12 protein-coding genes are annotated in these 12,379 nt (G+C 36.8%); 4 read left to right on the forward strand and 8 right to left on the reverse strand.

What is annotated here, in order from left to right; genetic code table 11:
- Nucleotides 1–50 precede the first annotated feature (50 nt).
- Nucleotides 51–515 (reverse strand): hypothetical protein, encoded by a 465-nt coding sequence (locus ASG38_RS07530; RefSeq protein WP_056068754.1) that lies wholly within the window; start codon nt 513–515, stop codon nt 51–53.
- A gap of 99 nt (nt 516–614) precedes the next feature.
- On the opposite strand from ASG38_RS07530, the gene ASG38_RS07535 reads away from it, so the two are divergent.
- The gene (locus tag ASG38_RS07535) at nt 615–2,117 is read left to right on the forward strand and encodes a sodium:solute symporter (protein ID WP_056068755.1); all 1,503 of its coding nucleotides are present in this window, start codon (nt 615–617) and stop codon (nt 2,115–2,117) included.
- A 133-nt stretch (nt 2,118–2,250) separates the two neighbouring features.
- Here the strand turns inward: ASG38_RS07535 and ASG38_RS07540 are convergent, their stop codons facing one another.
- On the reverse strand, nt 2,251–2,616 hold the full coding sequence (locus ASG38_RS07540; protein ID WP_056068758.1) for a CoA-binding protein: 366 nt from the start codon (nt 2,614–2,616) through the stop codon (nt 2,251–2,253).
- A 71-nt stretch (nt 2,617–2,687) separates the two neighbouring features.
- Entirely contained in the window at nt 2,688–3,815 is a 1,128-nt protein-coding gene (locus ASG38_RS07545) for a carboxypeptidase-like regulatory domain-containing protein (RefSeq protein ID WP_056068760.1), read from the reverse strand.
- 149 nt (nt 3,816–3,964) lie between these two features.
- On the opposite strand from ASG38_RS07545, the gene ASG38_RS07550 reads away from it, so the two are divergent.
- Entirely contained in the window at nt 3,965–4,588 is a 624-nt protein-coding gene (locus tag ASG38_RS07550; protein ID WP_056068761.1) for a MarC family NAAT transporter, read from the forward strand.
- Nucleotides 4,589–4,653: 65 nt separating this feature from the next.
- The gene (locus tag ASG38_RS07555) at nt 4,654–5,202 is read left to right on the forward strand and encodes a hypothetical protein (RefSeq protein ID WP_157486096.1); all 549 of its coding nucleotides are present in this window, start codon (nt 4,654–4,656) and stop codon (nt 5,200–5,202) included.
- A gap of 60 nt (nt 5,203–5,262) precedes the next feature.
- Here the strand turns inward: ASG38_RS07555 and ASG38_RS07560 are convergent, their stop codons facing one another.
- From ASG38_RS07560 to ASG38_RS07575, 4 genes are all read right to left on the reverse strand, one after another.
- Complete coding sequence (locus ASG38_RS07560; protein ID WP_056068765.1) at nt 5,263–5,799, reverse strand: hypothetical protein; 537 nt, start codon at nt 5,797–5,799, stop codon at nt 5,263–5,265.
- A gap of 229 nt (nt 5,800–6,028) precedes the next feature.
- A complete protein-coding gene (gene ctlX / locus ASG38_RS07565; protein ID WP_056068767.1) occupies nt 6,029–6,964 on the reverse strand; it encodes a citrulline utilization hydrolase CtlX in 936 nt (311 codons plus the stop codon).
- Nucleotides 6,965–7,026: 62 nt separating this feature from the next.
- Nucleotides 7,027–7,941 (reverse strand): dimethylarginine dimethylaminohydrolase family protein, encoded by a 915-nt coding sequence (locus ASG38_RS07570; RefSeq protein ID WP_056068769.1) that lies wholly within the window; start codon nt 7,939–7,941, stop codon nt 7,027–7,029.
- 52 nt (nt 7,942–7,993) lie between these two features.
- Nucleotides 7,994–9,547 (reverse strand): NAD(P)/FAD-dependent oxidoreductase, encoded by a 1,554-nt coding sequence (locus tag ASG38_RS07575; protein ID WP_056068771.1) that lies wholly within the window; start codon nt 9,545–9,547, stop codon nt 7,994–7,996.
- Between the two features lie 52 nt (nt 9,548–9,599).
- Between ASG38_RS07575 and ASG38_RS07580 the strand changes: the two genes are divergently transcribed.
- Entirely contained in the window at nt 9,600–10,949 is a 1,350-nt protein-coding gene (locus ASG38_RS07580) for a hypothetical protein (protein ID WP_235498575.1), read from the forward strand.
- Nucleotides 10,950–10,976: 27 nt separating this feature from the next.
- Here ASG38_RS07580 and ASG38_RS07585 read toward each other — a convergent pair whose 3' ends face one another.
- The gene (locus ASG38_RS07585) at nt 10,977–12,260 is read right to left on the reverse strand and encodes a citrate synthase (RefSeq protein ID WP_056068774.1); all 1,284 of its coding nucleotides are present in this window, start codon (nt 12,258–12,260) and stop codon (nt 10,977–10,979) included.
- Nucleotides 12,261–12,379: the final 119 nt, after the last annotated feature.

Genomic DNA, 12,379 nt, shown 5'->3' on the forward strand with positions numbered 1-12,379 from the left:
ACAAAAAAGCTTCCTGAAGAACCGGAAGCTTTTGTTTGTTTTATAAAGGGTTATTTTACGGCCTTTGCAGACAATGCCGCTTTTTTTATCTCATCCTTAAATGTTTCCTTGGCTCTTAAATCATATCCACCAGAAACCATAATCGTGTTCTGCTTATCGACTCTTACGACATAAATTTCCATAACAAGGTCTTGCCCATCGTCATTCTTGATTAAGGCAGTCTGATACAGGATATCTTTCCCTTTTTCTTTCAGTTCTCCTTTTTTTACATCGGTTAAATCTTTGTCCTCCGAAATAGCCTGCATTTCTGCTTTTGCATCTTCATAAGTTTGCGCCATCATATTTGCCATAATAAAGGCAACAGGTTCTGCTGACATGTACATATTTCCTTCTGCCATTGGGAAAAGCGATTTATTGAAATTCATGTCAATCTTGACATCAGAAACGGCATCTTCTTGTGCAAATCCTGCATATGAAACTAAAAACAGGGCAATTGCAGTAATGATTTTTCTCATCTAATTTTCTTTTTGATTTATTTCAAATTTAGGATAAAACTGGGATTAATTGCTATTTTTGGGTAAATTTTATTTGCTTTGCAATAAACTCAAATTTAGATGAAACCACTTACCATTCTCCTGATAATCATTATTTATTTTGGCATATTGATATTGATTTCAAATATCGTCAGTAAAAAGGATTCAGGAAACGATGCCTTTTTTAAGGCTAACAAGAATTCGAAATGGTATTTGGTGGCTTTCGGGATGATTGGAACGGCACTATCCGGCGTGACCTTTATTTCTGTTCCCGGACAGGTTGGCTCACCCGATATACAGTTCAAATACTTTCAGTTTGTTTTAGGAAATGCTATTGGTTTTATACTCATTGCCAAAGTACTACTTCCGCTGTATTACCGAATGAATCTGACTTCAATTTACAGTTATATCGAACAGCGCTTAGGTCATGTTGCCTATAAGACGGCAGCTACTATATTTTTAATAAGCCGTACAATTGGCTCTGCAGCAAGGCTCTATCTTGTGGTTATCGTATTGCAACGCTATGTTTTTAACGCCTTTGGCGTCCCTTTTTGGGTAACGGTACTGATTTCTTTAGGATTGATTTTTGCTTATACGTATCGCGGTGGACTGAAAACGATTATTATTACCGATACGCTACAGACCTTATTCCTGGTTTCTTCTGTTATTTTTACTATCTATTTTATTTGCAGCAGCCTGGATTATAACCTACCAGAGGCTTTTGAAGCCGTAAAAGAGAGCAGTTATTCAAAGATATTTTTCTTTGAAGACTGGCTGAAAAGCAATTATTTCTGGAAACAGATTTTGGGAGGTATATTTGTGACACTGGCTATGGTTGGACTTGACCAGGACCTAATGCAGAAAAACCTGAGCTGTAAAAACATAGGCGAGGCCCAAAAGAACATGTTTACTTTTACAGGGATTTTTGTAGTTATCAATATCTTTTTCCTGAGTGTGGGTGCTTTGCTGTATATGTATGCAGAGAAAAATGGAATCAGTGTTCCTTTGGATGCTGTCACCGGAAAGCCCAGAACCGACCTTCTTTTCCCTGAAATCGCCTTCAATTACCTGACATTGGTTCCCGCAATCGTATTCTTATTGGGTTTGACAGCAGCAACATTTGCAACCACCGATTCTGCATTGACAGCACTGACCACTTCATTTTGTGTTGACTTTTTAGGAATGGATAAAGCAGAAAATGCTTCAAACCCGAATATGGTCCGTACCCGCCATCTTGTCCACATCGGGTTTTCATTACTGATGTTTTTGGTCATTCTTGTCATTTATCTTTTAAACAGTGATGCTGTCGTCGGATTAATTTTCAAAGTTGCCGCCTATACTTATGGGCCATTGTTAGGCTTGTATTCTTTTGGATTATTTATGAAAACCAAAACTGTCAATGACCGATTTGTTCCGATTATATGTATACTGGCACCAGGCATTACTTTCTTAATCAGTTCTTATTCTACAGAATTGTTTGGAAATTATCAATTCGCCGAAGAATTGATTATCCTGAATGGAGGACTAACCTTTTTAGGATTATTGCTGATTAGTAAAAAAGCAACTACGCAAACACGATTTTAATCAAACTATTGATCCTTTGCGGTTCTGCACCTTTGCGAGCAATTATTTTCACGCAAAGACGCGAAGACGCGAAAGTTGGTACGGAAAGAATTCATTAAAAAAAGAAAGGCCTGGAAATTCCAGGCCTTTCTTTTTAAAACTGATTTGTTGAAAGCAGCACTAACGTACAGGCCACTTCCACCTGAATATTGTTTAATTTGAGTAATTGGTAGAACTCAGGATTTTCCGTTCCCGGATTAAAAATCACCCTTTTTGGAGATAAGGAAACGACATAATTATAATAATCCCTCTGTCTTTGAGGATTCAGATATAGCGTTACCGTATCGACATTGGTAAAAGGAATTTGCTTGGTTTGGATTTTCACTCCTAATACTTCTTCTTCCTTAAGCCCTATCGCTACTACGGAATGCCCTTTTGCCGTCAGATTTCGGATGGCCATATACGAATAGCGCGCCGGATTAGAAGAAGCGCCCAATACTAATGTTTTTTTATTTTTCATGAATATGTCTATAGACTATAAATTTACTTGAATTTTTGGGCAAAGAAACGATTTTTATCAAAACAATAACATCAATATTTTCCTTTGACAGATTGATAATAATCAATTGGAAGCATGTCTCCTACTTTTAAAGAGCTCATGTAACCTCCTACCATCACTCCATATACCGGACTGTAGTTTCCATTTTCGTCTACAAAAATAACCTTCTCAGTAAAATCGGCTAAGGATTGATGTTTGTTGTCAAACAGAACATTAAACGGCACCTCAACCTCATTATAACCTGTAATTTCAGGTTTTGAACCAATGGTTATGGTCTTTCCTTTCCTTGCTGTTTCAGGAAATTCTTTTTTATATATCGGAACCTGCTGCATCGGCTCTTTAAGAACTTTAATTTTCTTAACACCTAAAGTATCACTTACCTCGAAATATTTTTTCGGGTCAACCTTAAATCCGTCTACAAAAAGAGCCAGTTTTTCTTTATCCCAGCTTTCATTAGCTATTGTATTGACAAAATGGGAAGTGGAACCCAGATAAGAAGCCAGTCTTCTCTTGTCCGTTTTTTTAGATTGGGACAATTCTTTGTAAAATGTAGTTCCTGAAAAATAGCTTTTATCAATCGAAAAACTCGAAAGGCTTCTTCTTCGGTATACCACATTAAAGTCTGCCAGTTCAAAAAAGACTTCATAACCAAGATAGGAATTTTTTATCTTGATTGGTTTGTGTGAAGTGGCGTTTAGTGTATTTGTAGCAATATCATAATATAGATTGATGTCATCTTCGTTCAGTATCTTACAGGAGCTTCCTGCATTTGTATTTCCCAAAAACTGCTCCTTGAACGCCTTCATCATTTCTTTTCGAGTAAAAGGCCCTTTTTGAAGCACTATTTCCGGCATTGTGATGGCATCTTCTTCCATCAAAACCTTTATTTTCTTATGTTGGAAAGGATTTTCAAGCCGTATGGTTTTATATCCCATATAACTGACTATTAAAGTAGCCCGGCTATTGGCATTACCATTAATCTTAAAATAACCTTCTGCATCTGTCGTCGTCGCTACGGTTGAACCATCCAAATAGACGGTTGCTGCCTGCAGGGCATTATTTTGCATATCATATACATGGCCTTCCAAAACCTGGGAATAAGCTCCTTGAAAGCTAATCAAAAGTACTATTATAGTAAAAAAGTTCTTAAAAAAATTCATTTGCAAAAGTTAAGGGTGAAATACAAATATAATGAATCTAAAACTTGCTTGAAATATCCGACAAAATATAACCCGGTGTTTGATAATAATAATTTATTTATAACTTTACTATATCCCGCATTTCCAATTCTAATTTTACAACAAAAACTATGGAAATTTTCATTTATGTATTTGCAGCGCTATTTTCAGTTATCAATCCGCTCGGTGCCATACCTATTTTTGTCGGGCTTACCCAGCAAGACACCAAAGAAGAACGCTCGAGAATTTCACTCTGGACAGCCATCAACGTTTTTATAATCCTCATCATTTCTTTTTTTGTGGGCCAATATGTTTTGAATTTCTTCGGAATCAGCATTGATGCCTTACGAATTGCGGGAGGGCTTATTATCTTAAATTCAGGATTTGCATTGCTTTCGGGTAGATTCAACAAAACACGAGGGGTCAATAAAAAAGTAGAAAACGACGCCCAAAACAGGAATGATATTGCGCTGACACCCTTGGCCATTCCAATGCTGGCCGGACCAGGCTCTATCTCCTTATTGATTGCGCTTTATCAGGACTACCAGCATCTGAATGAACAAATTATCGTATGCCTTTCTATAGCAGCTGTTGCTATCGTTATCTTTTTGGTAATGCGAAGTGCCCATTATTTATCCCGAATTCTGGGAGCTTCCGGAATTGTCGCCATTTCGAGAATCATTGGTTTTATTGTTATTGCCATAGGTGTACAATACATTAGCAGTTCGGTTGTAAACATCCTGAAAACAATCTAGTTTTAAACAAATTGGGTTATATTCAAAAATGGCCTGCCAAAAATATCCTTATTTAAAAAAGGATTATGACAAACCTATCTTATATACACTATATGCGTTATTTATTGTTGCCTATATTATTTTTTTTTAGCAGTTGTTCTGTAAAACAACATGTTCCAAACAATAATCTCCTTGATAAAAAACTAGTTATAGCTTATATAAATGATGGTGAATATAAATTGGTAATTGACAAAACAGAGTTTATCAAACAGATAAATGAAAAGCTTTACAAGGGTGAATCAATCATCGATAATCTTGAAATCAAAAAAGATTTTACAGTGGGAGATAAAAAAATTGAGTACCACTATATAAATCTTTCATCCAGATCCAGACATTTAAATATTGTTAGGTTTTTGTTTAACGACAACGGGAAACTTTATATGGATAAATCCTACAACGGGGAAACTTTTACCTATGTTGATTTCTATATTGCCTGTGAGGGCTATGAAGGTTGCCTCCCAAAATTGTTTATTTACGACTCTGTATTTAGCTGGAGCTGTAGAGATTTTGTTGGCTGTGTAACATATGAAACGGCTGAAACTTATAAATGTAAACAATCTACGATAGTATTCTAAAGCACTCTAAAAAAAGAAAAGCCAATTGTAAAAATGGCTTTCTGTAAAAAATCGTTCATCTCATGGTTTTTGTAAAGTAAATTCTTCGTCCATTAATGCTATAGCTGTGACTGTTTTAGTGCAATCTCCAACCTTAAAACCACAACCCGTACAAGATTTCTTATCAGGTTTCGGAACACATTCGGTACTACTATTCGAGCATATATTAGACGTACATGAAATGCCTTCCCCTATCCCAACTTTTTCATTGATTCGCAACAAAATAGTAGATGTCCACTCCTTTCCAATAGCTTGAATATAATAGTTGTCATACTCTCTAAAAACTCTTATGTCTGTTAAATTTGCATCGATTTTCTCAAGTAGCTTCAAATTATGATTCCAATTACTAAGCAGAATACTTTTTTTTATTAAAAATTTCACATCGCCATTATCTCCAACTTCTATAACATTTTTGGGCGCTATAGTTTTATAACCTATAGTAATATTATTAACTGTATCCTTAATGATAATTGTGTCACTATCACTGTCACAAGAATTAAAACTTAATAGAATAGTAAAAATGTAACATAAAGCCAAGTAATTAATAATTTTTCTCATAATACAATTTATTTAAATATGAATATATTCAAATATAACAACTAACTAATAAAAGCAAAACATTTCTTACATAAAAATTAGTTACAAATAATGTGAATTATTGTTTTTCACAACGTAACATATACTATTTTCTAATAAAAAAAGATTATTCATATTAGATAGCTGAGATAAAAAAAAACACAAAAGCCTCGAAAATTCGAGGCTTTTGTGTTTTTTTTTCAATTATAACCTATTCTTTTGGCAGAAATACCTCAGCCATCATACATCTTGCACTTCCACCGCCGCAAGCTTCAATGGTATCAAGGCTGGAGCTGATGATTTCGCAATGGTATTCCAGCTTTTCAATCTGTACCGGTTTCAGGCTTTTGTATGCCGCAGCACTCATCACCAGATAACGCTTGTCATCCTTGCCTCTTACTTCCAGCATATTTCCTGCAAAATTATTAACCTGGTCTTCTGTAATCAGTATTACTTCTTTTCCATCAGCCTTCAGGTTATCCAATACCATTTTTCGTTCCTGCTTGTCATCAATACTATCTGCACAGATAACAGCAAAAGTTTCTCCCAGACACATCATAACATTCGTATGGTAAATCAATTTACGCTCGCCATTTACCGTCTGAAAGGCTTCAAAAATAACCGGGGCATAATCAAAATCTTCACAAAATTCAATCAGGAGCTCTTCATCTGCTCTTGGCGAAAGGGCACAATAGGCTTTTCCATTGGCACGGTCCAGCAACAGGCTTCCCGTTCCTTCCAAAAAGATATTATCTTCTTCCGCAGAGGTATAGTCAACGATGTTATCAATTCTGTAACCCTGGTCTTCCAGTAAATCTAAAATATCTTCGCGGCGCTCTTCACGACGGTTTTCTGCAAACATCGGATAAAGCGCTACGTCTCCGTTTTCATGGAATGAAATCCAGTTGTTTGGAAAAATAGAATCGGGAGTATCCGGATTTTTGGTATCTTCTACCACAATCACATTGATTCCTGCCGCTCTTAATTTCTCTACAAAAGCATCAAATTCCTGCTGTGCTTTAGCGTTCACAGTTTCCGGATGCAGTCCATCCAATACCTTCTGGTAATAATTATTTACCGCCGTCTGTTCATTCATCCGGAAAGCTACCGGACGAATCATCAAAATGGAATTTGTTGTTTGTTTCATATATTTTGGTATAACGTTTTGGGGGTTATTCTGTTTCAATAAGAAACGCTTTCCAAAACAAATTAATCTCTAATCAATGGCAAGGTTGAGCATCGCAACAAGCCTTCCTGTTTTGCAATTTCAGCATAAGGAATCTCTTCCACAGTAAATCCCTGGCTTCTAAGCCAATTGTTCAGTCTTGTAAAATTCCTTTCGGACACCACTACATTTTCAGCAATAGAAAATACGTTTGAATTCATATGGTACATTTCGTCCCTGTCAATATGGAAAAGGTTGTCTTTACCGAAAAGGTTTACCAAAAAGATATAATCCGATTCCTGACGGAAACCGCTCTTGTAGATAATCCCTTTGTCTTTTCCTACCGGCTGGAAACAGCAATCCAAATGCAGGGCATTGTCTCTGGCTTCCAGTTTTGACTTGACAAGGTCAAACTCCCTTACTTTTTTGTGCGGGAACAATTCTTTGATATACTTCACACCTTCCATATTGGTACGTGCTGTAATATAGTCTTTATAATCCGATCCTTTGTAAGTTCCGATAAAAATATAATCATTCCAAAGCATTACATCGCCTCCTTCAATATGCACCTCATCCGGCGGCCGAACCACTTTTTTCGGGTCAATCTGGTCTATAACATATTGAATAGCGTCCAGTTCTCTTTCTCTGTCCGGAAGGATATTGGCTTTCACAAAAACATCATCAATAACAAACCCGATATCTCTTGTAAAAATCTGATTGTAATTTTCAATCATTTCCGGGCGGTATACTTTTACATCATATTTCTGGAAAACTTTATTAAAGGCTTCCATTTCTTCTACCATATCTTTTTCTACCGGATAGGTTCCTGCTAGAATATGTTCTAATGATTTTGGGTCATAGGCTTCGTCTGCAGTTGGCGTTGGTCCGTTATTTACAGCAGAACCCAGCACTACCGCTCTTAATCTTGAAGTTTCGTTTTTTACATTTAATTGCAACATAGCTTTTGGCTTTAGACAAAGATAAAAAAGGCTTTTTTATTATTTGTTAAGTTTATTTTTCTTCGTGATATTCCTGTTCGGTATTGATGGCCCAAATGTTTTCTTTGCCGGAAATACCGTTTTTTATATTCTGTACTGCCTGTATGGCCGTAAGCATGGAATGGTCCTGATTATTGTATTTGTGCATTCCGTTTCTGCCAATCAGGTACAGGTTTTCAAACCGGGCAGTATAATCAATAATTGCATTGAACTTTTCATAGGTTCCGAAATAGGCGGGATATGTTTTTGGCATTTTGATGACAACACTGTCCAGAACATCTTCCCTATTAATCATTCCTATCTCGACCATTTCCTTTATTGCCAGCTCTTTCATTTCGGCTTCGGATTTGTTCCAGAGCGCATCGCCTTCATAACAAAAATATTCCAGACCAACCCAGGTCGTATTCGGGTCCTGAACCATAAACGGACTCCAGTTATTGAAAATCTGCAACCTTCCTACTTTAACATAAGGTTCCTGAATGTAAATCCAGTTGTCTGTAATCTCGTCTTTTGTCATTTTCCTTAGCAAAAGTCCTACGGTTATAAAATCGCGGTAAACCAGTCCCTTTGCAATATCATTAATTTTTTCCGGCACTTCCACTTCCAGAGAAGCAATAAGTTCCTGAACCGGCATAGTCGAAATAAAATAGTCGCCTTCAAAGACTATTTCTTCTTTGGTCAACAGGTTTTGCGCTGTTACCGCCGTGATTCTATCATTTTCTGCCTGAATTTTTATCACTTTCAAATTCTGATGCAGCTCCCCTTTATTGTCAGTAACTTTTCGGGCTACTTCTTCCCACATCTGGCCGGGACCAAACTTTGGATACAGGAAATATTCAATCAACGAAGTTTCCGTATCTTTTTGGCTGATATTCTTATCCGTTTTTTTTGAGAACTTTTTTTTAAGAAAATGCGCAACCGATTTTCTGATTGACAGTCCCTTGATTCTTTGTGCCCCCCATTCCGAACTTATTTCGGTGCATTTTATGCCCCAGACTTTTTCTGTATAATCCTTAAAAAATGTCTTGTAGAGCTTTTTTCCAAACCTGTTGATAAAGAAGTCTTCCAGATTCTTTTCGTTACGGATCGGAAAGGCAACACTTTTAAGATAACTCATCCCTATCAGGAACGTATTGAACAGACCCAGTTTCCATACTGTTTCCGGCGTGAGTGCTATTGGATAATCAAAAAACTGTTTCTGATAATATATTCTTGATTTCCTGCTACGGACCAGCATGACATTGTCAAGGTTTTTGACATCCGACGGAAATTCAACAGTATTCAACTCCTTCGATTTATTCTGATAGGAAATCCTGATTGCTTTTTCTTCTGAGAGGATGGGCAGGATTTTACACCACCAGTCCATAATGACGTCTGATTTTGAGAAGAAACGGTGTCCGCCAATGTCAATGCGGTTTCCTTTATAATTTACGGTTCTGGAGATTCCGCCCCAAAATTCGCTCTGCTCTAAAACAACAGGCTGGATATCGGTGTTCTGAATAAATTCATAAGCAGCAGTCAAGCCAGCCGGACCGCCTCCGATAATAATTGCCTTTTTAGTTTTCATCTTAATCCTATGGTTGACAAATCTACATTTCCTAAAATTAGTTTCCAATATTTTGAGTAAGTTTGTTTGCCTGAAAACTCTTAAAAAAGCACAATTGACAACTTTTTTCAACAACCTTAACGATTCTGAATTCCGAAAGCATTTTTTGTTTCTCAGTTTTTTTATGTTGTTTTTTCTGGCTCTCCGAATTATTCAGGGTGATTTCCGGTTAGCGGATTCGGAAGATTATTTTGCAACTGCCGAACTTTTGAAAAGCGGGGAATATTTTTCTTCATCAACTGATTTTGGCATGGCGACGCTGTTAACCAAAAGACCCTTTCTATATCCCATATTAATTCTTTTTCCTGGTTTTTCGAACGATTTGGTAATTGTCCTGCTCCAAACTTTGTTAGGCTTTTTGAATATCTATCTAACCTTAGAATTATTTAAAAAACTGGGAGGAAAATCCTTCCGATTGGTAACGGCATTAGTCCTGCTGACTCCTTCCATTTTTATTTATACGCATTTGGTCATGACCGAGGCGCTTGTTATGACCCTGTCTCTTTTAATGGCATTGCAATTAACCGGAAAACTCGATTCAAAAAAGACATTCCGTATACAACTCATTGGTATTGCATTGGTATTTTTAAAACCGGCTTTCTATCTTTTCCCTATTGTTAGTCTTTTATTTTTTCTATTCTATTTTGTAAGGACAAAGACTCTCCATTTTTCTGTGTTTCTGCCGTTACTGTTCACAATTGGCTATATGGGTTTTAACAAGGAAAGGACAGGTTATTTTCATTTTTCATCCATGCAGAATATCAACCTGATTGACTACAATCTTTATCTTTTCAAAGCCCAGAAAGAAGGTGCAGAAGTCGCCAATCAATGGAGGGATTCCGTTTACCTTCAAGTTGAAAAATTACCTACATTTGAAAAACAGAGCGAGTTTTTGGCAACAGAAGGGAAAAAGGCAATACAGGAAAACCTTATTCCTTATTCTGTCTTTCATCTTTATGGTGCCGTGCGTGGCTCCATAGACCCGGGTCGGTTTGATTTGATGACGCTGGTTGAAAAGTATGATCCAAATCAGGGTTTTCTGAATATGTTAAGTACGGCCGGCCTGAAAAAAACTATTTCTAATTTTTTCGAATATAAATACTTCTGGATTATCCTGATACTGATTCCCATATTCTTTGCTACCCTGTTCAAATGGGCGCTACTTTTCAGGTATCTCTGGCAAAGAAAAAAGCGAATTGATTTTGCCGGGACTTTTCTGGTGATTTTCATAGCCTATGCCATTTTGATAACCGGCCCGGTCAATGCTTCCCGCTATATGATGCCTTTGCAGGGAATTTTGATAGCTTATGCGGTAATCAGCTGGGAAAGTTATAGAGCAAAAAAAAGCTCCACCAAACAGTGAAGCTTTTTTAAAACTATTTTTTGAAAATTATCTCTTTTCGAAAGGAACGAAGTCTCTTAACGGCGAACCTACATATACCTGTCTTGGACGACCAATTGGCTCTTTGTTCACACGCATTTCTTTCCATTGAGCAATCCATCCCGGTAAACGGCCAATTGCAAAAAGAACCGTAAACATGTCTGTAGGAATTCCTAAGGCACGGTAGATGATTCCTGAATAGAAATCTACGTTTGGATAAAGGTTTCTTGATTTGAAGTATTCATCTTCCAATGCAGCTTCTTCTAATTTTTTAGCAATATTAAGGATTGGATCGTTAACTCCTAAAGTTGCCAATACTTCATCTGCCGCTTTTTTGATGATTTTTGCTCTTGGGTCAAAGTTTTTATAAACTCTATGCCCGAAGCCCATCAAACGGAAAGGATCATTTTTGTCTTTTGCTTTTGCCAGATATTTGTCCGCATCGCCACCATTCTTTTGTATTTCTTCAAGCATTTCCAATACCGCCTGGTTTGCACCTCCGTGAAGCGGACCCCAAAGAGCAGAAACTCCTGCAGAAATAGAAGCAAACAAACCTGCATGTGAAGAACCTACCATTCTTACTGTTGAAGTTGAACAGTTTTGCTCGTGGTCAGCATGTAGGATAAACAATTTGTCTAAAGCAGCCACAATTGTTGGGTCTGCAGTATAAGGTCCTGTTGGCAATTCAAACATCAAACGCATGAAGTTTTCAACATATCCTTTGGTATTGTCATAATAGTTTAATGGATAGCCCATGCTTTTTCTGTAGGTCCATGTAGCAATAACAAGGAATTTACCCATTGTTTTGCAAACTGCCTCATACATATCTTTTTCGCTCTCAACATTTACTGATTTTGGGTTAAATGCAGTAAGTGCACTTGTCAGGCAAGACAAAACGCCCATTGGGTGAGCATTCTTTGGAAAACCGTCAATGATATTTTTCATTTCCTCATTTACCAAAGTATATTTTCTAATATCGGTTTCGAATTGCTCTAATTGCTTTGCAGTTGGCAATTCACCAAAAATCAAAAGGTAAGAAACTTCAAGAAAATCAGCCTTTTCTGCCAATTCTTCAATTGAATATCCTCTGTAACGCAAAATTCCCTCTTCTCCATCAAGGAAAGTAATTTCACTTTTACAAGATCCTGAATTTTTATAACCCGGATCAAGAGTTATTGCACCGGTTGCACTGCGTAGTTTGTCGATATCAATCGCAACTTCGTTTTCCGTTCCAACGAGTACTGGAAATTCGTGTCTGTTGCCATCAATTTCTAATATTGCTGTTTTTGACATAATATTATTGGAGATTATTTAAAATTGAAAAATATAATTTAACAAAAATAGGGAATTCGGTAATAACTAAAAAGCAATACGGTAACGTTTTCGTTAATATTTCTTTAAATTTTGCAAAT

The organism is Flavobacterium sp. Leaf359 (assembly GCF_001423985.1).
GTDB lineage: Bacteria > Bacteroidota > Bacteroidia > Flavobacteriales > Flavobacteriaceae > Flavobacterium > Flavobacterium lindanitolerans.

Bases quoted from the DNA above. Each gene is read 5' to 3' on its own strand.
- ASG38_RS07530 (WP_056068754.1), bottom strand. From the start codon at position 515: ATGAGAAAAATCATTACTGCAATTGCCCTGTTTTTAGTTTCATATGCA.
- ASG38_RS07535 (WP_056068755.1), top strand. From the start codon at position 615: ATGAAACCACTTACCATTCTCCTGATAATCATTATTTATTTTGGCATA.
- ASG38_RS07540 (WP_056068758.1), bottom strand. From the start codon at position 2,616: ATGAAAAATAAAAAAACATTAGTATTGGGCGCTTCTTCTAATCCGGCG.
- ASG38_RS07545 (WP_056068760.1), bottom strand. From the start codon at position 3,815: ATGAATTTTTTTAAGAACTTTTTTACTATAATAGTACTTTTGATTAGC.
- ASG38_RS07550 (WP_056068761.1), top strand. From the start codon at position 3,965: ATGGAAATTTTCATTTATGTATTTGCAGCGCTATTTTCAGTTATCAAT.
- ASG38_RS07555 (WP_157486096.1), top strand. From the start codon at position 4,654: ATGACAAACCTATCTTATATACACTATATGCGTTATTTATTGTTGCCT.
- ASG38_RS07560 (WP_056068765.1), bottom strand. From the start codon at position 5,799: ATGAGAAAAATTATTAATTACTTGGCTTTATGTTACATTTTTACTATT.
- ctlX (WP_056068767.1), bottom strand. From the start codon at position 6,964: ATGAAACAAACAACAAATTCCATTTTGATGATTCGTCCGGTAGCTTTC.
- ASG38_RS07570 (WP_056068769.1), bottom strand. From the start codon at position 7,941: ATGTTGCAATTAAATGTAAAAAACGAAACTTCAAGATTAAGAGCGGTA.
- ASG38_RS07575 (WP_056068771.1), bottom strand. From the start codon at position 9,547: ATGAAAACTAAAAAGGCAATTATTATCGGAGGCGGTCCGGCTGGCTTG.
- ASG38_RS07585 (WP_056068774.1), bottom strand. From the start codon at position 12,260: ATGTCAAAAACAGCAATATTAGAAATTGATGGCAACAGACACGAATTT.